A 21153-nucleotide genomic window follows, 5' to 3' on the forward strand; every position below is an offset into this window, starting at 1 on the left:
GTCCAGTACCGGCCACGACCGGCCGCGACCGGCCGCCCCCGACCCGCCCGCCTCGCCGCCCCCGTCGCGTCCGCACCCGCAGCCGACCCGCCGTCAGGAACCGTCCGCCCCCGAGGGGCCCCGGCCGCCGCGGCTACGCGGTGTAGCGGGTGGCGAGGGCCGGGGACTGGCCGCCGAAGGCGGCGAGGTCGGCGGTGAACACGTTCCGCAGCAGCCGGTAGTCCTCGACGCCGGGGGCGATGACGGTCTCGCCGAGTTCCAGGCCGCGCAGGGCGCCGGTGACGAGGTCCTCGGCGCTCATCCGGGGGACGGCGCTCAGGTCCATGCCCTGGGAGGAGTGGAACTCGGTGGCCACCACGCCGGGGCAGACCACGGCGACGGTGACGCCGGAGTCCTCGACCTCGGCGGCCAGGGCCTGGGTCATGGCGACCAGGTGGGCCAGGGTCCCGGCGTAGACGGCGCGGCGGGGCATGACGCTCTTGTCGGCGGGCCCGGAGAAGGCGATCATACCGGCGACGTTGAGGATGGTGCCCGTCCCGCGGCGCTGCATGGGCCCCACCGCGGCGCGCATCAGCTGGGTGGGGGCCAGGACCTTGACGTTGACGAGTTCGCGGGCCCTGTCGGCGGGCAGGTCGGCCAGCGGCATGTAGTGGGAGACGCCGGCGTTGTTGACCAGCACGTCCAGCGGCTCGGCCGCGCAGATCGCCGCGAGGGCGTCGATGCCCTCCTCGGTGGAGAGGTCGGCCGCGACGGTGCGGACCTCGACCTCGGGGTGCGCGGCGGCGAACTCCTCCAGGCGGTCCCGGCGGCGGCCGACGACGATCAGGTCGTAGCCGTCGGCGGCGAAGCGTTCGGCGAACGCCTTGCCGATGCCGGAGGTCGCGCCGGTGACGAGGGCGAGCTTGCCCGTGGCGGGTGTTTCCTCACGTCGTGTCTCACTCATGCCTCCAGCATGCGCACCGATCGCCCCGTCAGGGAGTGGACCCGCTTTCCTGGGACCATCGGTACCAGGAAACACAAAGCGCCCTTTTGCCACAATGAGGGCATGCCCTCGACAGAACTCGGCGCGGCCCTGCACGCCTGGCGCGACCGCATCGCCCCCGACCGGGCCGGCCTTCCCGGCGGTGGCCGCCGACGCGCCCCCGGGCTGCGCCGCGAAGAGCTCTCCCACCTGACCGGGATCTCCGCCGACTACATCGTCCGCCTGGAACAGGGCCGCGCCCGCAACCCCTCACCCCAGGTCGTCGAGGCCCTCGCCCGCGGCCTGCGCCTGGAGAGCGGCGAACGCGAACACCTCTTCCGCCTCGCCGGACTCGCCGTGCCCGGCCCCGCCACGGTCCCCCGCCACATCACCCCCGGCGTCCACCGCATCCTCGACCGCCTCACCACCACCCCCGTCGCGGTCTACGACGCCACCTGGACCCAGCTCCTCGCCAACCCCCTCCACACCGCCCTGATGGGAGAGTGGACCGGCCCCGACCTGAACGCCGCCTGGCGCGCCTTCGTCACCTCCACCACCCGGGTGCGCCACACCCCCGAATCCAACGGCGCCCTCCAGCGGCTCCTCGCCGCCGACCTCCGCCGCACCAGCGCCCTCTACCCCGACGACGCCGCGCTCGCCGACCTGATCACCCGGCTCCGACGGCGCAGCGCCCGCTTCGCCGAGCTCTGGGACACCGGCACCACCGCCGAGCACGAGTCGAGCCGCAAGACCGTCGACCACCCCGCCGTCGGCCCCCTCACCCTGGACTGCGACGTCCTGCACGTCGCCGGCAGCCGGCTGCGCATCATGGTCTACACCGCCGGGCCCGACACCGAGGACGCCGAACGCCTCGCCCTGCTCTCCGTCCTGGGAACCCAGACGCTCACCGGCTGACCCCGCCGGGGCGGCACCGGCCCCCGCGGTGCCGCCCCGGCTCCCGCCCGCCGTCAGGCGGTCCGCCGCAGCAGCGCCAGGTACATCGCGTCCGTCCCGTGCAGGTGCGGCCACAGCTGGACGTCCGGGCCGTCGCCCAGGTCGGGGACGCCGGGCAGCAGCGGGCGGGCGTCGATCCACTCCACGTCCTCCCGGCCGCGCAGCACGTCGTCGACCACCGCCCGGGTCTCCGCCAGGTGCGGGGAGCAGGTCGCGTAGCCGACCACGCCGCCGACCCGCGCCGCGTCCAGCGCCGAACGGAGCAACTCCCTTTGCAGCGGACCGAATCCGGCGATGTCCTCGGGGCGGCGCCGCCACCGCGCCTCCGGGCGGCGGCGCAGCGCGCCCAGGCCCGAGCACGGCACGTCGACCAGGACGCGGTCGAACGCGCCCCGCTCCCAGGCGCCCCGCGTCCCGTCCGCGGTGATGACGGCGTACGGGCCGGGGTTTCCGTCCAGCGCGCGGGCCACCAGCCGGGCGCGGTGCGGCTGCTTCTCGGAGGCGACCAGCGCCGCGCCGCGCTCCGCGGCGACCGCGCCGAGCAGCGCGGCCTTGCCGCCGGGGCCCGCGCAGCCGTCCAGCCAGAGCCGGTCGGGGCCGTCCAGCGGCGCGTTGGCGAGGGCGAGCGCGACCAGCTGGCTGCCCTCGTCCTGGACGCCGGCCCGGTTCTCCCGCACCGCGTCCACCCCGGCCGGGTCGCCGCCGTCGGTGAGCCGCAGCGCGTACGGCGACCAGCGGCCGTCCTCGACCTCGGGCAGCGCCGCGCGCAGTTCGGCGACCGAGGAGCGGCCGGGCCGGGCGACCAGGGTCACCTCGGGGCGGGCGTTGTCGGCCTCCAGCAGCCGCTCCATCGCCTCCCGGCCGCTCGCGTCCGGCTGCCAGCGGCCGAGCGCGTCCCACAGCGAGGAGACCACCCAGCGCGGGTGGGAGTGGACGACGGCCAGGTGGTCCTCGGCGTCGTCCTCGTACGGCGGGGCGACCTGGGCGACCCAGCCCGCCAGGTCCTGGGCGCTGATCTTGCGCAGCACGGCGTTGACGAACTTGGCCCGGCCGTCGCCGAGCACCACCCGGGCCAGCTCGACGGTCGCGGAGACCGCCGCGTGGCTGGGGATCCGGGTGCCGAGCAGCTGGTGCGCGCCCAGCGAGAGGACGTCCAGCACCGGCGGGTCGACCTCGCGCAGCGGGCGGTCCACGCAGGCCGCGATGACCGCGTCGTAGGTGCCCTGGCCGCGCAGCGTGCCGTACACCAGCTCGGTGGCGAGCGCGGCGTCGCGCCGCTCCATGCCCTTGCGCTCGGCCTCGCGCAGCAGCGACGGCAGGATCAGGTTGGCGTACGCGTCACGCTCGTCGACGGCCCGCAGCGCCCGGAACGCGACGATCCGGGCGGGGTCCTTCTTGGGACGGCGGTGCGGACGGGGGGCGCGCTTCGCGCCGGCGGGGGTGCTCACAACGGGTGCCTCGAAACAAAGGTGCTGCGGATCAGGTCCGACCCACCGAGGGGTCTCGCCCCAAGTCTAGGCCGAACCCGCCGCCCGCCCCCGCTCCCGCCGTCCGGACCCGCCCCGTCCCCGCCCCCGTACGACCGGCGGCCCTCAGCCCTCAGCCCTCGAAGCGCTCCCCGGTCTCGATCCGGGCGCCGCGCGCCCAGTCCGCGGCCGGCATCGCCTTCTTGCCCTGCGGACGGACCTCGCCGAGCTCCACCTCGTGGCTGCCGGTGCCGACCCGGACGCTGTTCTTGGCCACCGCCAGCTCGCCCGGCGCCAGCGCGCTCTCGCCCGGCAGCAGGCGCACCGGGCCGGTCAGCTTGAGCCGCTCGCCGCGGAAGGTGGTCCAGGCCCCGGGCGCGGGCGCGCAGCCGCGCACCACCCGGTCGACCCGCAGCGCGGGGTGGGTCCACTCGATCCGGGCGTCCTCGACGGTGAGCTTGGGCGCCAGCGAGACCCCGGCGAGCGGCTGCGGCTCGGGCCGGGCCTGCCCGTCCTCGATCGCGTCCATGGTGCGCACCAGCAGCTCGGCGCCCGCGCGGGAGAGCCGGCCGAGCAGGTCGCCGCTGGTGTCGGTGGGCTTGACCGTCTCGGTCAGGACGCCGAACACCGGCCCGGAGTCCAGTCCCTCCTCGATCAGGAAGGTGGACGCGCCGGTCACCTCGTCGCCCGCCAGCACCGCGTGCTGCACGGGCGCGGCGCCGCGCCACGCGGGCAGCAGCGAGAAGTGCAGGTTCACCCAGCCGTGCACCGGGATCTCCAGCGCGCCGGGCCGGATCAGCGCGCCGTACGCCACCACCGGGCAGCAGTCGGGGGCGAGTTCGGCCAGCCGGGCCAGGAACTCCGGCTCGCTCGGCCGGGCCGGCTTGAGCACCTCGATGCCCGCCTCCTCGGCGCGCTGCGCGACGGGGCTGGCCACCAACCTGCGCCCGCGCCCGGCCGGCGCGTCGGGGCGGGTCACCACGGCGACCACCTCGTGCCGGGAGGCCAGCAGGGCGTCCAGGGCGGGAACGGCGACCTCGGGGGTGCCGGCGAAGACGAGACGCACGGGCGGGGGCCTTTCACTGGGATCACGGGGATCGCTGGGATCACGGGGAACACTGGGTTCGCTGGGTTCGCTGGGTTCGCTGGGATGCGAACGGTCGGAACGTCGGATTGCCGGAGAATGCCCGCCGGGCGGCCCGCCGTTCCGGGCACCGCTTTTCCGCCCGGCGTCGGGCGGCGTCCGCGCGCGGTCGGCGGACGAACCGTCGGGCGGACCGTCAGCGGATCGGGCCGAAGGTGGAATGCGGCGAGATCCGCACCGTCGGCGCGGGGCCGCCGCCCCAGTCCGTCTCCCGGATCGCCTTCATGGCGGCCTTCCGGGCCTCCCGGTCCAGCCGGTCGATGAAGATGATCCCGTCCAGGTGGTCGGTCTCGTGCTGGATGCAGCGCGCCATCAGCTGGGTGCCCTCCACCGTCACCGGGTCCCCGTACATGTTGACGCCCCGGGCCACCACCCCGTACGCCCGCTTGGTGTCGAACCGCAGGCCGGGCAGCGACAGGCACCCCTCGGGGCCGTCCTGCTCCTCCTCGCTGAGCGACAGGTCCGGGTTGATCAGGTGGCCCACCACGCCGTCCACGTGGTACGTGAACACCCGCAGCGAGACGCCGAGTTGCGGCGCCGCCAGCCCCGCCCCGGGAGCCTCCAGCATGGTGTCGGTGAGGTCCTTCACCAGCTTCCGCAGCTCCTTGTCGAAGACGGTCACCTGCTTCGCGGTGGCCCGCAGCACCGGGTCCCCGAAGATCCGGATCGGCTGAACTGCCAAGACTGCGACTCCCTCTGCACCGACAGGACCGCCCGGAAAGGACGGCCTCCGGGAAGTCTATGCAATCTCCGGCGGCGCTTCGGAGCGGCCACTGGCATATCCCGAGTCGCAGTCCGCGCGTGACCCAACGACCCGCCGTGCGTTGGTCAATGCGAATTGACCGGGACGCGCGAGCGCCCCGAGCACGCGACCCGACCGAGAGGTGGCAACGAGGCCATGGCCGAGCAGATCAACCACGACGCCCGGGCCCGGGCGTCCCTGCACCTGCTGGTGCGGGACATCGAGCGGGTCCGCCGCCAGGTCGACGCCCTGCGCACGCTCACCGCCCAGCTGGGCAACGTCTACCGGCCCCGCCGCCCCAGCACGTCCGCCGGATTCGTGGTCTACGGCCGCGCCCCGGCCCCGACGGTCCGGCTCGCCCAGGAACTGCGCGAGAGCGTCGAGACCCTGGTCGCCGCCGCCGTCGAGTTCGACCGCGCCCTCGGCTTCTCCTGGGACTCCGTGGGCTCCGCCCTCGGCGTCACCAAGCAGGCCGTCCACCGCCGCTACGGCATGCGCCGCCCCACCGGCGAACTCCTCCCCACCCCGCGCGACACCGAGACCCCCACCGCCCCGCCGCCCATCGCCACCACCGCCACCATCGCCACCACCGCGGCCGAACACGCCGCCGCCGCGGCCCGCCCCCCGATCCCGCAGGCCCGCCAGGCCAGCCCCCTGATGCCCCAGCGCACCCGCTGACGCTCCGGACGAACCCGGAACGCGCGACACCGGAACGCGCGACACCAGGGGCGCGGGGAACCGCACGGCCGACCGAGCACGCACAGCCAGATCGCGACGCAGGACCAGAACTTGCCCCACCCCGCGACCTCGCTGACGCGCGACTCCCGCCGCGCGCAGTTCCCCGCGCCCCCGTTTCCGCACCATCCCGCCAACGCCCGGCGCGGCGGGGCTCTCAGCCGATGTCCGTCGGGTCCACCCGGATCCGCACCGTCTCCGCCCCCCGCAGCGCCAGCCGCGCGATCTGCGCCGCCTTCAGCGCGGACGCCAGCGCGGCCCCCTGCCCCGGCGCGACCCGCACCAGCGCGCGCTCCACCCCCTCCTCCCGCGCTCCCCCGGAACCCCCGGGCCCCCCGGAACCCCCCGAACCCCCGTGCGCCGGAACCGACACCGGCACCGGCCCCAGCACGTCCGCGCCCGCCGGGAGCCGCAGCAGCCCCAGCAGGTCCGCGACCGCCCGGGCCGGCCCCGTCACCGAGGCCATCCGCGAGACCGGCGGGAACCTGAGCTCCTCCCGCTCGTCGAGTTCCGTCCCGGCGTGCCCGGCCGGGTCCCACCGCACCAGCGCCTGCACCGGCCGCGCCGCCGGCTCCGCGACCACCACGACGGTGCCGCCCTCCCCCGCCGGGCGGACCAGCGCGGCGGCCGTCAGCCAGCGCCGCACCGCCTCCTCGCCGGCCCGCAGGTCGGGCCGGTTGAGCAGCGCCCAGCCGTCCAGCAGCAGCGCCGCCGCGTACCCGGGCCCGTCCGCGACCGGCTCCGCGCCGGGCGTGGCCAGCACCAGCGCGGGCGTGCCCGGCACCGTCGCCAGCACCGCGTCCCGCCCGGACGTCCGCACCGGGATGCGCGGGAACGCCTTGCCCAGCTCCTCCGCGGTGCGCCGCACGCCCACCACCGCGGCCCGCAGCCGGAACGACCCGCACTCGACGCAGTGCCAGTCCGCCTCCTCCGTGCCGCACCAGGCGCAGACCAGCGCGGCGTCCGCCGCCGGCGACTGCAGCGGCCCGCCGCAGGCCCGGCAGCGGGCCGTCTCCCGGCAGTTCCCGCAGACCAGCCGGGGCGCGTAGCCCCGTCGCGGCACCTGGACCAGCACCGGCCCCCGGGCCAGCGCCTCCCGGGCGGTCTCCCAGGCCACCGACGGCAGCCGGGCGGCCTGGGCCGCTCCGTCCCGGGCCTGGTCGTGCTCGGTCACCGTGCGCACCCGGGGCGCGGTCCGCCGGACCGTCTCCCGGGCGGCGGCCAGCGGCCGGGCCCAGCCGGAGCGCAGCAGCTGCGCGGCCTCGACCGTCATCGACACGCCGCCCAGCAGCACCGCCGCGCCCTCCTCGGCGGCCCGCAGCAGTGCCACCTCCCGCACGTGCGGGTACGGCGCGTTGGGGTCGCTGTGGCTGCTGTCGCCGTCCGACCAGACCACCACCAGCCCGAGGTCGCGCACCGGTGCGAACACCGTCGCCCGGGTGCCGATCGCGGCCCGCACCGAGCCCCGGCTGACCGACAGCCAGCGCCGGTAGCGCTCCTGCGGGCCGGTCTCGGCGGCCAGCACCGCGTGCCGCCCCTCGCCGAGCAGCGCCCGCAGCGCCGCGTCCACCCGGGCCACCGCGCGCCCGTCCGGCAGCACCACCAGCGCGCCGCGCCCGGCGGCCAGGGTCGCCGCGACCGCCCGGGCGATCTCGGCCGGCCACTCGGGGCCGGGCAGCGCCGTCCAGACCGCGCGCGGGGCGTGCCCGCCCGCCAGCGAGCCGAGGAACTCGGGCCCGTGCACGTACCGCTCCCAGCTCCCGGCCGGGGGCGCGTCCGGCGGCGGCAGCGGGCGCGGTGACGGCTCGCCCTCCGCCCCGGCGTGCCGGGGCGGGATCGCCAGTTGCAGCACGTCCGCCAGCGTCCCGGCGTAGCGGTCGGCGACGGCCCGGCACAGCCGCAGCAGTTGCGGCGTCAGCACCTGCTCGGGCGACAGGACCCGGGCCAGCGGCGCCAGCGGGCCCGGGTAGTCGGAGTCGTCCCGCCGCTCGACCACGAACCCGTCGTGCAGCGCCCCGCCCTCGCGCCGCCCGTGCGCGCCGACCCGGCCGCCGAACCGCACCCGGACCCGGACGCCCGGCCGGGCGTCCTCGGACATCGCCTCGGGCACCGCGTAGTCGAAGTACTGGTCCAGGCTCAGCACGCCCTTGTCGACCAGCACCCGCGCCACCGGCTGCCGCTCGGCGGGCACCACGCCGCGCGCGGCCCGCGGCTTCGCCCGGCGCACCGTCTCCCGGATGAACGCCAGCTGCTCCCCGGGGCCGTCCGCGCTGCTCACGCCCCCAACCTAGCGGAACCCGCCGACAGCACCGGCGGCACGACGCAGCCGCCCGCCGGGGGCGGGAACCCCCGGACGGACGGCTGCGGATGGGGCGTGCTCAGCTGGTGGCGGCGGCCTTCAGCGCGTCGACGCGGTCGGTGCGCTCCCAGGTGAAGTCCGGCAGCTCACGGCCGAAGTGGCCGTACGCGGCGGTCTGCTGGTAGATCGGGCGCAGCAGGTCCAGGTCGCGGATGATCGCGGCCGGGCGCAGGTCGAAGACCTTGGTGACGGCTTCCTGGATCTTGGTGACCGGGACGCTCTCGGTGCCGAAGGTCTCCACGAACAGACCCACCGGCTCGGCCTTGCCGATCGCGTACGCGACCTGGACCTCGGCCCGGCGGGCCAGGCCGGCGGCGACGATGTTCTTCGCCACCCAGCGCATCGCGTACGCCGCCGAGCGGTCCACCTTGGACGGGTCCTTGCCCGAGAAGGCGCCGCCGCCGTGGCGGGCCATGCCGCCGTACGTGTCGATGATGATCTTGCGGCCGGTCAGGCCCGCGTCGCCCATCGGCCCGCCGATCTCGAACCGCCCGGTCGGGTTCACCAGCAGCCGGTAGCCCTCGGTGACCAGCTCGATGCCCTGCTCGGCCAGCGCCTTCAGCTCCGGCTCCACCACGAACTCCCGGATGTCCGGGGTGAGCAGCGAGTCCAGGTCGATGTCGCTGGCGTGCTGCGAGGACACCACCACGGTGTCCAGCCGCACCGCCCGGTCGCCGTCGTACTCGATGGTGACCTGGGTCTTGCCGTCGGGCCGCAGGTACGGGATCGTCCCGTTCTTGCGGACCTCGCTCAACCGCCGCGACAGCCGGTGCGCCAGCGTGATCGGCAGCGGCATCAGCTCCGGCGTGTCGTCGCACGCGTAACCGAACATCAGGCCCTGGTCGCCCGCGCCCTGCCGGTCCAGCTCGTCCTCGACGTCGCCTTCGACCCGGTGCTCGTGCGCGGTGTCCACACCCTGCGCGATGTCCGGCGACTGCGCGCCGATCGACACCGACACACCGCACGAGGCCCCGTCGAAGCCCTTCTTCGACGAGTCGTAGCCGATCTCCAGGATCTTCTCCCGGACCAGCTGCGCGATCGGCGCGTACGCCTTCGTGGTCACCTCGCCGGCGATGTGCACCAGACCCGTGGTGATCAGGGTCTCCACGGCCACGCGCGAGGTCGGGTCGTCCTTCAGGAGGGCGTCCAGGATGGTGTCGCTGATCTGGTCAGCGATCTTGTCGGGGTGTCCCTCGGTCACGGACTCCGAGGTGAACAGGCGGCGAGACACAGCGCTCCCTGGGGTTGCAGCGGCTGCTGACTGAATGCGCTCGGAAGTCCCGAGGCATCCGGAAAGACTTGATTCCTGGAGTGGAGTGTAACGGTCGGCTACCGATCGCGGGGCACTCCTGACGAAGGTCCGTCGTGTCCGGGACACGGATCACACCGGTGGATCTTCGCCGGTCAGGGCGGGTCGCGGCCGAACCGGCGGCTCCGCAAGATCCAACTACCGGGACAACTCGGGGCGTTGCGTCGGTTAACGCTCCGCCTCGGCGCCGTCGCGGGGCAGCCGGGCGGCGACCTGGTCCCAGATCGCGTCCGCCAGGATCTCCTTCGGCCCGTCCGCGATGTGGACTTCCGAGCCGTCCGCGCCGAGCAGCACGGCGCTGTTGGTGTCCTGGCCGAACGCCTTGCCGTCGCCGACCTCGTTGACCACCAGCAGGTCGCAGCCCTTGCGGGCGAGCTTGGCCCGGCCGTTGGCCAGCACGTCGTCGGTCTCGGCGGCGAAGCCGACCACCAGCTGCCCCGGACGGGGGCGGTCGGCGGCGACCTCGGCCAGCACGTCGGGGTTGCGGACCAGCACGATCGGCGCGGGCTCGACCCCGTCCACCTTCTTGATCTTGCCGCTGGCGTACTCGGCGGGTCGGAAGTCGGCCACCGCGGCGGCCATCACCACCGCGTCGGCGTCCCCGGCGGCCTTCAGCACCGCCTCGCGCAACTGCAGCGCGGTGCCGACCCGGACCACGTCCACCCCGGCCGGGTCGGGCAGCGCGGTGTTCGCGGCCACCAGGGTGACCCGGGCCCCGCGGGCCACCGCGGTGGCGGCCAGCGCGTAGCCCTGCTTGCCGGAGGAGCGGTTGCCGAGGAAGCGCACCGGGTCGAGCGGCTCGCGGGTGCCGCCCGCCGAGACCACCACGTGACGGCCGGTCAGGTCGCGCTCCAGCGGGCCGCGCTCCAGCAGCCGGCGGCAGACGGCGAAGATCTCGGCCGGGTCGGGCAGCCGGCCCTTGCCGGTGTCGACGCCGGTGAGCCGGCCCACGGCCGGCTCGATGACGACCGCGCCGCGCCGCCGCAGCGTGGCGACGTTCTCCCGGGTGGCGGGGTGCTCCCACATCTCGGTGTGCATGGCGGGCGCGAACACCACCGGGCAGCGGGCGGTCAGCAGGGTGTTGGTCAGCAGGTCGTCGGCCAGGCCGTGGGCGGCCTTCGCCAGCAGGTCGGCGGTGGCCGGGGCGACCACCACCAGGTCCGCCCGCTGCCCGATCCGCACGTGCGGGACCTCGTGCACCCGCTCCCAGGTCTCGGTCGCCGCCGGCCGCCCGGACAGCGCCGCCCAGGTCGCCTCCCCGACGAAGTGCAGCGCCGCCGCGGTCGGCACCACCGTCACCTCGTGCCCGGACTCGCTGAACCTCCGCAGCAGCTCACAGGCCTTGTAGGCGGCGATCCCGCCGCTCACGCCGAGGACCACACGGGACGCGTTCATGACGGTCGGCTCTCCTTGCTGCGACGCTGCGACGGGCTCGCGCCCACCTTACGGCCCCTCAGCGCGCGGCTGCGACGTGTCACCGCGCACACCCCGCGGGCCCCCGCGGGCCTACGGCCCCACGGCCCCGGGAACGACGGAGGGCCCGCCCGACGCGCGGTGGCGTCGGGCGGGCCCTCCGGGGAGCGCGGGGCTCAGGCGCCCTCGACCGCCTCGGCGGTGAGCAGGCCGGCGTTGATCTCGCGGAGCGCGATCGACAGCGGCTTCTCGTGCACGTGGGTGTCGACCAGCGGGCCGACGTACTCCAGCAGGCCCTCGCCCAGCTGGGAGTAGTACGCGTTGATCTGGCGGGCCCGCTTGGCCGCGTAGATCACCAGGCTGTACTTGGAGTCGGTGGCCTCGAGCAGCTCGTCGATCGGCGGGTTGATGATGCCCTCGGGCGCGGTCATCGAAGAGGACACGCTGAACCTTCCGAAGTGGTTTTGTCAGACCGGCTGGGTGCAGCCGATCCGGTCAGGCTACACCGAGCAAGGCTAGCAGTTCGGCCGCTACCTGCTCGACGGAGGTGTTGACAAGGGTCGTGTCGAACTCCGACTCCGCCGCCAGCTCGACCTTCGCCACCGCGAGCCGCTCGTCGATCACGTCCTGCGGCTCGGTGCCCCGGCCGGTGAGCCGGCGGACCAGCTCCTCCCAGCTCGGCGGGGCCAGGAAGACCAGCTGCGCCTCGGGCATCGACTCCTTGACCTGCCGGGCGCCCTGGAGGTCGATCTCCAGCAGCACCGGCTCGCCCTTGTCGAGCTTGTCGAGCACCGCCTGGCGCGGCGTCCCGTACCGGTTCCCGGCGAAGACCGCCCACTCCAGCAGCTCGCCGTTGGCCACCAGCTTGTCGAACTGCTCGTGGTCGACGAAGTGGTACTGCACGCCGTCGCGCTCACCGGGGCGCGGGTGCCGGGTCGTCGCCGACACCGACAGCCAGACCTCGGGGAACTGCTTCCTCATATGAGCGACGACCGTGCTCTTGCCGACCCCGGAGGGGCCGGAGAGCACGGTCAGCCGCGGACGCTCACTCATGCACCGATTATCCCGGATCGCGGAGGTTCCGCCGACACCGGCCTCCGGTCAGGAGGCGGCACCGCCGAACTCGCGCTCCAGGGAAGCGATCTGGTTCGTACCGAGGCCGCGCACGCGACGGCTCTCGGAGATGCCCAGGCGCTCCATGATCTGCTTGGCGCGCACCTTGCCGACGCCCGGCAGGGACTCCAGCAGGGCGGAGACCTTCATCTTGCCGATGACCTCGTCGTCGGACTTGCCGGCCTTGATGACGTCGTGCAGCGAGGCGCCCGAGTGCTTCAGCCGGTTCTTGACGTCGGCACGCTTCCGGCGAGCCTCGGCGGCCTTGGCGAGCGCGGCGGTGCGCTGTTCGGGAGTAAGGGGCGGAAGAGCCACGCCGTTCACCTCAGGTGTGGATGGAAGGGATGAGCCATGACTTGGTGGTGCCCGGACGCCACAGGCTCTGACCTGCGGAGGTGGCCGTGACCACCGCCAACTGGCGTCCTACCGCCGGACACTACCCAACTTGGGCCGCCGCGTCAGGAAAAGAACACGAAAAGTCCAGGTCAGCAGGGGCCGACCTGGGAGTTTTCCGGTCAAATCAACCGAGTTGGCGGCCGATTGCTCAGGCGTTTGTGACGCCCCTCACATCGTCGACGAACACCTGCGCGGCCTGCCGGAGCGCCGCCACCGACGGTCCGTGCCTGAGCACGTCCCGGCTGACCGAGGGCACCACGTTGCGCACCTGGTCGCCGAAGACCCGCGGCAGGTCGGCCGCGGTGGCGCCCTGCGCGCCCACGCCGGGGGCCAGCAGCGGGCCGTTGATCGCCAGGTCCACGCCGGCGTCCGCGAGGGTCGCGCCGACCACCGCGCCGAACGACCCGAGCGGCTCGGCGCCCGCGTTCTCCGCCGCCAGCCGGTCCAGCACCGCCTGCGCCACGCTCCGCCCGTCCGCGCCGACCGCGCGCTGCACCTCGTGCCCCTCCGGGTTGGAGGTCAGCGCCAGCGCGAACAGGCCGCAGCCGTTGGCGTGCGCCAGGTCCACGGCCGGCTGGAGCGAGCCGAAGCCCAGGTAGGGGCTGACGGTGAGCGCGTCGGAGAACAGCGGGCTGTCCGGCGCCAGGAAGGTCTCGGCGTACGCGGCCATGGTCGAGCCGATGTCGCCGCGCTTGGCGTCCATCAGCACCAGCGCCCCGGCCGCCCGGGCCTCGGCCACCGCGCGCTCCAGCACGGCGGTGCCGCGGCTGCCGAAGCGCTCGAAGAACGCGGACTGCGGCTTGAGCACCGCGACCCGGTCGGCCAGCGCCTCGACCACCGTGCGGGAGAAGGTCTCCAGCCCGGCCAGGTCGTCGTTCAGGCCCCAGGCGGTGAGCAGCGAGGCGTGCGGGTCGATGCCGACGCAGAGCTGGCCCCGGGTGTCGAGGGCGGCGCGCAGGCGGGTGCCGAAGGGCGTGGTGTCAGTCATCGCGGTCTCTCGTCGTCGTGGTCGTGGTGGTGCGGTGGGCGGGGCGGGTCTCAGCGGTTGCCCCGGCCGACCGCCTCGCCGATGGTGGCGTACCCGGCGGCGCGCAGCCGGGCCGACAGGCCCCTGTGCACCTTGCGCATCCAGAACGGGCCCTGGTAGATGAACGCGGAGTAGCCCTGGACCAGGTCGGCGCCGGCCAGGATGCGCTGCCAGGCGTCCTCGGCGGTCTCGATCCCGCCGACCGAGACGAGGGCGAGCCGGCCGTCGGTGCGCTTGCGCAGCCGCTCCAGCACCTCCAGCGAGCGCTCCTTGAGCGGGGCGCCGGAGAGGCCGCCCATGCCGATCTCGGCGACCCGCTCGGCGGGGGTGCGCAGGCCCTCGCGGCCGATGGTGGTGTTGGTGGCGATGATGCCGTCCAGGCCGAGGTGCAGGGCCATGTCGGCGATCTCGTCGATGTCCTCGTCGGCGAGGTCGGGGGCGATCTTCACCAGCAGCGGCACGTGGTGGCGGGTGACCTCGTCGGCGGCCTTGCGGACGTCCCACAGCAGCGGCCCGAGCACCTGGACGGCCTGGAGGTTGCGCAGCCCGGGGGTGTTCGGCGAGGAGACGTTGACGACCAGGTAGTCGGCGTAGGGGGCGAGCGCCCGGGCGCTCTTCAGGTAGTCGGCCGTCGCCTCGTCCTCCGGCACGGCCTTGGTCTTGCCGATGTTGACGCCGATGACGGGGGTGCTGGTGGTGTGCGGGCGGGCGGCGAGGCGGGCGGCGACCCGGGCCGAGCCCTGGTTGTTGAAGCCCATCCGGTTGATCAGCGCCCGGTCCTCGACCAGCCGGAACAGCCGGGGCGCGGGGTTGCCGGGCTGCGGCTCGCCGGTGACGGTGCCGATCTCGACGTAGTCGAAGCCGAGCATGGACAGGCCGTCGATGCCGATGCCGTCCTTGTCGAAGCCCGCGCCGAGGCCGAACGGGCCGGGCAGGTCGAGGCCGAGCGCGGTGGTGCGCAGCCGGGGGTCGCGCGGGGCGAGCAGGGCCCGCACCAGCGTGCGCAGGCCGGGCACCGAGCGGGCCAGCCGGATCCAGAAGAAGGCCAGGTGGTGGGCCTTCTCCGGGTCCATCTTCTTGAACACCAGGTGGAACAGGAGCTTGTACATCGCGGGGGTGACCTCCGTCAGCCGAGCCGGACCGGGACATGGACGTGGGGGGCACCCGGTGACCGGACCGGCGTGCCCCCCACGGGTTCGGCCTAGCTGCGGCCGGAGTTGATCAGGGCGGCGTGCTCCTGCAGCGACATCACGCCGATCTCGCCGCGCCGCAGCTCGGCGATGCCCTGGACGGCCGCGCCCATCGCCTGCACGGTGGTCAGGCAGGGCACGCCCCGGGAGACCGCGGCGGTGCGGATCTCGTAGCCGTCGAGGCGGCCGCCGGTGCCGTACGGGGTGTTGATGATCAGGTCGACCTCGCCCTCGTGGATCAGCTGGACGATGGTCTTCTCGCCGTCCGGGCCCACGCCGTCGGAGTGCTTGCGCACCACGGTGGCGGGGATGCCGCCGCGCTGGAGCACCTCGGCGGTGCCGGTGGTGGCGAGCAGTTCGAAGCCGAGCTCGACCAGCGCGCGGGCCGGGAAGACCAGGTTGCGCTTGTCGCGGTTGGCGACCGAGACGAACACCTTGCCCTTGGTGGGCAGGGCGCCGTACGCGCCGGCCTGGGACTTGGCGTACGCGGTGCCGAAGACCCGGTCGATGCCCATGACCTCGCCGGTGGAGCGCATCTCGGGGCCGAGCACGGTGTCCACGCCGCGGCCGTGCACGTCGCGGAAGCGCGACCACGGCATCACGGCCTCCTTGACCGAGATCGGCGCGTCGGCGGGCAGCGTGCCGCCGTCGCCCTCCCGGGGCAGCAGGCCCTCGGCGCGCAGTTCGGCGACGGTGGCGCCGAGCGAGATCCGGGCGGCGGCCTTGGCCAGCGGGACGGCGGTGGCCTTGGAGGTGAACGGCACGGTGCGGGAGGCGCGCGGGTTGGCCTCCAGCACGTACAGGATGTCGCCGGAGAGCGCGAACTGGATGTTGATCAGGCCGCGCACGCCGACGCCCTCGGCGATGCCCTCGGTGGCCGAGCGCAGCCGCTTGATGTCGTACCCGCCGAGGGTGATCGGGGGCAGCGCGCAGGCGGAGTCGCCGGAGTGGATGCCGGCCTCCTCGATGTGCTCCATGACGCCGCCGAGGTACAGCTCGTGGCCGTCGTAGAGGGCGTCGACGTCGATCTCGACCGCGTCGTCGAGGAAGCGGTCGATCAGCACGGGGTGCTCGGAGATCAGGCCGGCGTGCCGCTCCAGGTAGGAGGCGAGCGAGGGCTCGTCGTAGACGATCTCCATGCCGCGGCCGCCGAGCACGTAGGACGGGCGGGCCAGCACGGGGTAGCCGATCTCGTCGGCGATCGCCTTGGCCTCCTCGAAGGAGAACGCGGTGCCGTGCTTGGGCGCGGGCAGGCCCGCGTCGCGCAGCACCCGGCCGAACGCGCCGCGCTCCTCGGCGAGGTGGATCGCCTCCGGCGGGGTGCCGACGATCGGCACGCCGTTGTCCTTGAGCGCCTGCGCCAGGCCCAGCGGGGTCTGGCCGCCGAGCTGCACGATCACGCCGGCCAGCGGTCCGGCCTGCTGCTCGGCGTGCACGATCTCCAGCACGTCCTCCAGGGTGAGCGGCTCGAAGTAGAGCCGGTCGGAGGTGTCGTAGTCGGTGGAGACGGTCTCCGGGTTGCAGTTGACCATCACGGTCTCGTACCCGGCGTCGGCGAGCGCGAAGGAGGCGTGCACGCAGGAGTAGTCGAACTCGATGCCCTGGCCGATCCGGTTCGGGCCGGAGCCCAGGATGATCACGGCGGGCTTGGTGCGCGGGGCGACCTCGCTCTCCTCGTCGTAGGACGAGTAGAAGTACGGGGTCTTCGCGGCGAACTCGGCGGCGCAGGTGTCGACCGTCTTGAACACCGGGCGGATGCCCAGCGCGTGCCGCACCTCGCGGACCACGTCGGCCCGCAGGCCGCGGATCTCGCCGATCTGCTGGTCGGAGAAGCCGTGCCGCTTGGCGTGCCGCAGCAGCTCCGGGTCGAGCTTGTCGCCCTCGGCGAGCTCGGCGGCGATCTCGTTGACCAGGAAGAGCTGGTCGACGAACCACGGGTCGATCTTCGTGGACTCGAAGACCTCCTCGGGGGTGGCGCCGGCCCGGATCGCCTGCATGACGGTGTTGATCCGGCCGTCGGTCGGGACCTGGGCCTTGACCAGCAGCTCGGCCTTATCACCCGGCTCGCCGACCCAGCTGAACTGGGAGTCCTTCTTCTCCAGCGAGCGCAGCGCCTTGTTCAGCGCCTCGGGGAAGTTGCGGCCCATCGCCATGGCCTCGCCGACCGACTTCATGGTGGTGGTCAGCGTGGCGTCGGCGGACGGGAACTTCTCGAACGCGAAGCGCGGCACCTTGACGACGACGTAGTCGAGGGACGGCTCGAAGGAGGCCGGGGTCTGCTCGGTGATGTCGTTGGGGATCTCGTCCAGCGTGTAGCCGACGGCGAGCTTCGCGGCGATCTTGGCGATCGGGAAGCCGGTCGCCTTGGAGGCCAGCGCGGAGGAGCGCGAGACGCGCGGGTTCATCTCGATGACGATGACCCGGCCGTCGGCGGGGTTGACCGCGAACTGGATGTTGCAGCCGCCGGTGTCGACGCCGACCTCGCGGATCACCGCGATGCCGATGTCGCGCAGGATCTGGTACTCGCGGTCGGTGAGCGTCATCGCCGGGGCGACGGTGATCGAGTCGCCGGTGTGCACGCCCATCGGGTCGAAGTTCTCGATGGAGCAGACCACCACGACGTTGTCGTGCTTGTCGCGCATCAGCTCCAGCTCGTACTCCTTCCAGCCGAGGATGGACTCCTCCAGGAGCACCTCGGTGGTCGGCGAGAGGGTCAGGCCCTGGCCGGCGATCCGGCGCAGGTCCTCCTCGTCGTGCGCGAAGCCGGAGCCGGCGCCGCCCATGGTGAAGGAGGGGCGGACCACGACCGGGTAGCCGCCGAGGGTGTCGACGCCGGCGAGGACGTCCTCCATCGAGTGGCAGATCACCGAGCGGGCGGACTCGCCGTGGCCGATCTTGGCGCGGACGGCCTCGACCACGCCCTTGAACAGCTCGCGGTCCTCGCCCTTGTTGATCGCCTCGACGTCGGCGCCGATCAGCTCGACGTCGTACTTCTCCAGCGTGCCGGCCTTGTGCAGCGAGATCGCGGTGTTCAGCGCGGTCTGGCCGCCCAGGGTCGGCAGCAGCGCGTCGGGGCGCTCCTTGGCGATGATCTTCTCGACGAAGTCCGGGGTGATCGGCTCGACGTAGGTCGCGTCGGCGATCTCCGGGTCGGTCATGATGGTCGCCGGGTTGGAGTTGACCAGGATGACCCGCAGCCCCTCCGCCTTGAGCACCCGGCAGGCCTGCGTACCCGAGTAGTCGAACTCCGCCGCCTGGCCGATGACGATCGGACCGGAGCCGATCACCAGGACGGACTTGATGTCGGTGCGCTTAGGCACGCTGGCCCTCCATAAGGCTCACGAAGCGGTCGAAGAGGTAGGCGGCGTCGTGCGGGCCGGCTGCCGCTTCGGGGTGGTACTGCACGCTGAAGGCGGGGGTGTCGAGTGCCCGGAGGCCCTCGACCACGTCGTCGTTGAGGCAGACGTGGGAGACCTCGACCCGCCCGAAGGGGGTGTCGCTCACCCGGTCCAGCGGCGCGTCCACGGCGAAGCCGTGGTTGTGGGCGGTCACCTCGACCTTGCCGGTGGCGCGGTCCTGCACCGGCTGGTTGATGCCGCGGTGGCCGTACTTGAGCTTGTAGGTGCCGAACCCGAGGGCCCGGCCCAGGAGCTGGTTGCCGAAGCAGATGCCGAAGAACGGGGTCTTCTTGGCCAGCACGCCGCGCAGCACCTCGACCTGCCGGTCGGCGGTGGCCGGGTCGCCGGGGCCGTTGGAGAAGAACACGCCGTCGGGCCGCACGGCGTAGATGTCCTCCACCGAGCTGTTCGCGGGCAGCACGTGCACCTCGATGCCGCGCTCGGCCATCCGCTGCGGGGTCATGCCCTTGATCCCGAGGTCGAGGGCGGCGACGGTGAACTTCTTCTCGCCGATCGCCGGGACGACGTAGGTCTCCTTGGTGGCGACCTCGGCGCACAGGTCGGCGCCCTTCATCTCCGGGGCCTGCTGCACCTTGGCCAGCAGCTCGGCCCGGTCGGCGACGGCCGGGCCGGAGAAGATGCCGACCCGCATCGCGCCGCGCTCGCGCAGGTGGCGGGTGAGCGCGCGGGTGTCGATCCCGCTGATGCCGACGACGCCCTGGCGCTCCAGCTCCTCGTCCAGCGAGCGCTTCGAGCGCCAGTTGGAGGCGACCCGGGCGGGGTCGCGGACCACGTAGCCGGAGACCCAGATCCGCTGCGACTCGTCGTCCTCGTCGTTCCAGCCGGTGTTGCCGATCTGCGGGGCGGTCATCACGACCACCTGGCGGTGGTAGGACGGGTCGGTCAGGGTCTCCTGGTAGCCGGACATGCCGGTGTTGAAGACCGCCTCGCCGAAGGTCTCGCCGACCGCGCCGTACGCCTGGCCGCGGAAGGTCCGGCCGTCCTCCAGGACGAGCACGGCAGGCACGCGCTCCCGCCTGGTGCGCTGCGTGGTGGGGGCAGGTGCGGTCATGTGGCGGCCTCTTCCGTCTTCATCGTCTTCGTACGTGTCACTAGTGCCTGCACGGCCTCGACCCAGTCGTCGTGCGCGGCGGCGGCGTCCAGGCGGAAGCCGCTCTCCAGCTCGCTCCCGCCGAGCCGCCAGCCGACCACCAGCAGTCCGCTCGGCACGACCTTCCCGGCGAGGCCGGAGTCGGTGCGGGCGCCGGTGAGCGCGGCGGCCGGGATCCACAGGTCGTCCTCGCCGGGGCGGCGGGCCAGCAGGCCCCGCTCGGTGAGCGTGAGTTCGGCCAGGCTGCGCTTGCCCAGGCCGTGCGCGACGACCCGGTCCAGCCAGTTCCCGGCGGTGGTGGAGCCGTGGTAGCGGCCGGGCGCCGCCAGCAGCGCCGGGCCGGGGTCCTGCGGTGCGGGCTCCGGCGCGGGCAGGTCGGACTGGAGCGTGCGCCGCCAGTTCCAGCCCTGCCGCATCAGCCAGTACACCAGCGCGATCAGGATCAACAGGCCGACCGTGGCGCCGATGTACCCGGGCCAGTCGGTGACGCGGCCCTTCTCGGTGGCGAGCAGCATCAGCGCTCGACCAGCTCTCCGGCCAGCACGGTCGCCTCACCGCGGAGGAAGGTGGCGTGCACCCGGCCGGGCAGGTCCATCCCCTGGTACGGGCTGTTGCGGGAGCGGGTGGCGAAGGTGTCGGGGTTCACCACTCCACGGTACGCGGGATCGAACAGCACCAGGTTGGCGGGCTCGCCCACCGAGACCGACCGTCCGTGGCCGCTCAGCCGACCGATCCGGGCCGGGCGGTGCGACATCCGGTCCGCGACGCCCTCCCAGTTCAGCAGGCCGGTGTCGACCATGGTCTGCTGCACGACCGACAGCGCGGTCTCCAGGCCGACCATGCCCATCGCGGCGACCGTCCAGGCGCAGTCCTTGTCCGCCGCGGGGTGCGGGGCGTGGTCGGTGGCGACGGCATCGATGGTGCCGTCGGCCAGCGCCTCGCGCAGCGCCTCGACGTCGGCGGCGGTGCGCAGCGGCGGGTTGACCTTGTACACCGGGTCGTTGCTGCGCACCGTCTCGTCGGTGAGCAGCAGGTGGTGCGGGGTGACCTCGGCGGTGACGTCCCAGCCGCGGCCCTTGGCCCAGCGGACGATCTCGACCGACCCGGCGGTGGACAGGTGGCAGATGTGCACCCGGGCGCCGAGGTGCGCGGCGAGCAGCACGTCCCGGGCGATGATCGACTCCTCGGCGACGGCGGGCCAGCCGGGCAGGCCCAACTCGCCGGAGACGGTGCCCTCGTTCATCTGGGCGCCGGCGGTCAGCCGGGGCTCCTGGGCGTGCTGGGCGATCACGCCGTCGACGGTCCTCACGTACTCCAGGGCGCGGCGCATGAGCACCGGGTCGTCCACGCACTTGCCGTCGTCGGAGAACACCCGGACCGCGGCGGCGGAGTCGTGCATCGCGCCGAGTCCGGCGAGCTCCTTGCCCTCCAGGCCGACGGTGACGGCGCCGACCGGCTGCACGTCGCAGTAGCCGGAGGCCCGGCCGAGCCGCCAGACCTGCTCGACCACCTCGGCGCTGTCGGCGACCGGGAAGGTGTTGGCCATCGCGTGCACCGCGGTGTAGCCGCCCATGGCGGCGGCCCGGGTGCCGGTGAGCACGGTCTCGGCGTCCTCCCGGCCGGGCTCGCGCAGGTGGGTGTGCAGGTCGACCAGGCCGGGCAGGGCGACCAGGCCGCGCGCGTCGAGGTCGATGTCGGCCGTGACGTCCAGGTCCTCGCCGATCGCGGCGAAGACGCCGTCGGCGATGTGGATGTCCCGGGGGGCGCCGCCGAGGATCTGGGCGTTGCGGATCAGGTAGGTGGTCACTGGGCGGCCTCCTGGGGGTCGGGGGTGC

General features: G+C 73.9%; 18 protein-coding genes. 2 read left to right on the top strand and 16 right to left on the bottom strand.

Going from position 1 to position 21153, the window contains the following annotated elements; genetic code table 11:
- Nucleotides 1–133 precede the first annotated feature (133 nt).
- Entirely contained in the window at nucleotides 134–943 is an 810-nt protein-coding gene (locus ACIP60_RS28405; RefSeq protein WP_400689408.1) for an SDR family NAD(P)-dependent oxidoreductase, read from the bottom strand.
- Between the two features lie 102 nt (nucleotides 944–1045).
- On the opposite strand from ACIP60_RS28405, the gene ACIP60_RS28410 reads away from it, so the two are divergent.
- The gene (locus tag ACIP60_RS28410) at nucleotides 1046–1876 is read left to right on the top strand and encodes a helix-turn-helix transcriptional regulator (protein ID WP_400689411.1); all 831 of its coding nucleotides are present in this window, start codon (nucleotides 1046–1048) and stop codon (nucleotides 1874–1876) included.
- A 53-nt stretch (nucleotides 1877–1929) separates the two neighbouring features.
- Here the strand turns inward: ACIP60_RS28410 and ACIP60_RS28415 are convergent, their stop codons facing one another.
- The 3 genes from ACIP60_RS28415 to def all read right to left on the bottom strand — a co-directional run bounded on the left by ACIP60_RS28415 (nucleotide 1930) and on the right by def (nucleotide 5207).
- Nucleotides 1930–3363, bottom strand: a complete 1434-nt coding sequence (locus ACIP60_RS28415) for an RsmB/NOP family class I SAM-dependent RNA methyltransferase (protein WP_400689413.1) — start codon at nucleotides 3361–3363, stop codon at nucleotides 1930–1932.
- Between the two features lie 151 nt (nucleotides 3364–3514).
- Nucleotides 3515–4447, bottom strand: a complete 933-nt coding sequence (gene fmt, locus ACIP60_RS28420) for a methionyl-tRNA formyltransferase (RefSeq protein ID WP_400689415.1) — start codon at nucleotides 4445–4447, stop codon at nucleotides 3515–3517.
- Between the two features lie 214 nt (nucleotides 4448–4661).
- Nucleotides 4662–5207 (bottom strand): peptide deformylase, encoded by a 546-nt coding sequence (def, locus tag ACIP60_RS28425; protein ID WP_100835238.1) that lies wholly within the window; start codon nucleotides 5205–5207, stop codon nucleotides 4662–4664.
- A 216-nt stretch (nucleotides 5208–5423) separates the two neighbouring features.
- Here def and ACIP60_RS28430 point away from each other — a divergent pair, with 216 nt between their 5' ends.
- Nucleotides 5424–5945: a hypothetical protein gene (locus tag ACIP60_RS28430; protein ID WP_400689418.1), complete on the top strand. Its 522-nt coding sequence runs from the start codon at nucleotides 5424–5426 to the stop codon at nucleotides 5943–5945.
- Nucleotides 5946–6159: 214 nt separating this feature from the next.
- Here the strand turns inward: ACIP60_RS28430 and ACIP60_RS28435 are convergent, their stop codons facing one another.
- From ACIP60_RS28435 to ACIP60_RS28490, 12 genes are all read right to left on the bottom strand, one after another.
- Nucleotides 6160–8280, bottom strand: a complete 2121-nt coding sequence (locus ACIP60_RS28435; protein ID WP_400689421.1) for a primosomal protein N' — start codon at nucleotides 8278–8280, stop codon at nucleotides 6160–6162.
- A gap of 100 nt (nucleotides 8281–8380) precedes the next feature.
- Complete coding sequence (gene metK, locus ACIP60_RS28440; RefSeq protein WP_400689423.1) at nucleotides 8381–9592, bottom strand: methionine adenosyltransferase; 1212 nt, start codon at nucleotides 9590–9592, stop codon at nucleotides 8381–8383.
- Nucleotides 9593–9838: 246 nt separating this feature from the next.
- The gene (gene coaBC, locus ACIP60_RS28445) at nucleotides 9839–11065 is read right to left on the bottom strand and encodes a bifunctional phosphopantothenoylcysteine decarboxylase/phosphopantothenate--cysteine ligase CoaBC (protein WP_400689426.1); all 1227 of its coding nucleotides are present in this window, start codon (nucleotides 11063–11065) and stop codon (nucleotides 9839–9841) included.
- 194 nt (nucleotides 11066–11259) lie between these two features.
- A complete protein-coding gene (gene rpoZ / locus ACIP60_RS28450) occupies nucleotides 11260–11526 on the bottom strand; it encodes a DNA-directed RNA polymerase subunit omega (protein WP_030459184.1) in 267 nt (88 codons plus the stop codon).
- A 52-nt stretch (nucleotides 11527–11578) separates the two neighbouring features.
- The gene (gene gmk, locus ACIP60_RS28455; protein WP_400689430.1) at nucleotides 11579–12136 is read right to left on the bottom strand and encodes a guanylate kinase; all 558 of its coding nucleotides are present in this window, start codon (nucleotides 12134–12136) and stop codon (nucleotides 11579–11581) included.
- Nucleotides 12137–12184: 48 nt separating this feature from the next.
- Nucleotides 12185–12511, bottom strand: a complete 327-nt coding sequence (gene mihF, locus ACIP60_RS28460) for an integration host factor, actinobacterial type (protein ID WP_030459182.1) — start codon at nucleotides 12509–12511, stop codon at nucleotides 12185–12187.
- Nucleotides 12512–12740: 229 nt separating this feature from the next.
- Nucleotides 12741–13580 carry an orotidine-5'-phosphate decarboxylase gene (gene pyrF, locus ACIP60_RS28465; protein WP_400689434.1) on the bottom strand — a complete coding sequence of 280 codons (840 nt, stop codon included), beginning with the start codon at nucleotides 13578–13580 and terminating at the stop codon, nucleotides 12741–12743.
- Nucleotides 13581–13630: 50 nt separating this feature from the next.
- Nucleotides 13631–14728, bottom strand: coding sequence for a quinone-dependent dihydroorotate dehydrogenase (locus ACIP60_RS28470; protein ID WP_400689437.1), 1098 nt, complete (start codon nucleotides 14726–14728; stop codon nucleotides 13631–13633).
- Nucleotides 14729–14820: 92 nt separating this feature from the next.
- The gene (gene carB, locus ACIP60_RS28475; RefSeq protein WP_400689440.1) at nucleotides 14821–18129 is read right to left on the bottom strand and encodes a carbamoyl-phosphate synthase large subunit; all 3309 of its coding nucleotides are present in this window, start codon (nucleotides 18127–18129) and stop codon (nucleotides 14821–14823) included.
- Entirely contained in the window at nucleotides 18122–19279 is a 1158-nt protein-coding gene (carA, locus tag ACIP60_RS28480) for a glutamine-hydrolyzing carbamoyl-phosphate synthase small subunit (RefSeq protein WP_400689443.1), read from the bottom strand. Before carA ends, carB begins: the two co-directional genes overlap by 8 nt.
- Nucleotides 19276–19833 (bottom strand): hypothetical protein, encoded by a 558-nt coding sequence (locus tag ACIP60_RS28485; protein WP_100835248.1) that lies wholly within the window; start codon nucleotides 19831–19833, stop codon nucleotides 19276–19278. Before ACIP60_RS28485 ends, carA begins: the two co-directional genes overlap by 4 nt.
- Nucleotides 19833–21125 (bottom strand): dihydroorotase, encoded by a 1293-nt coding sequence (locus tag ACIP60_RS28490; protein ID WP_400689447.1) that lies wholly within the window; start codon nucleotides 21123–21125, stop codon nucleotides 19833–19835. Before ACIP60_RS28490 ends, ACIP60_RS28485 begins: the two co-directional genes overlap by 1 nt.
- Between the last annotated feature and the right edge of the window lie 28 nt (nucleotides 21126–21153).

This window comes from Kitasatospora sp. NPDC088783 (genome assembly GCF_044750705.1).
Lineage (GTDB): Bacteria > Actinomycetota > Actinomycetes > Streptomycetales > Streptomycetaceae > Kitasatospora > Kitasatospora fiedleri.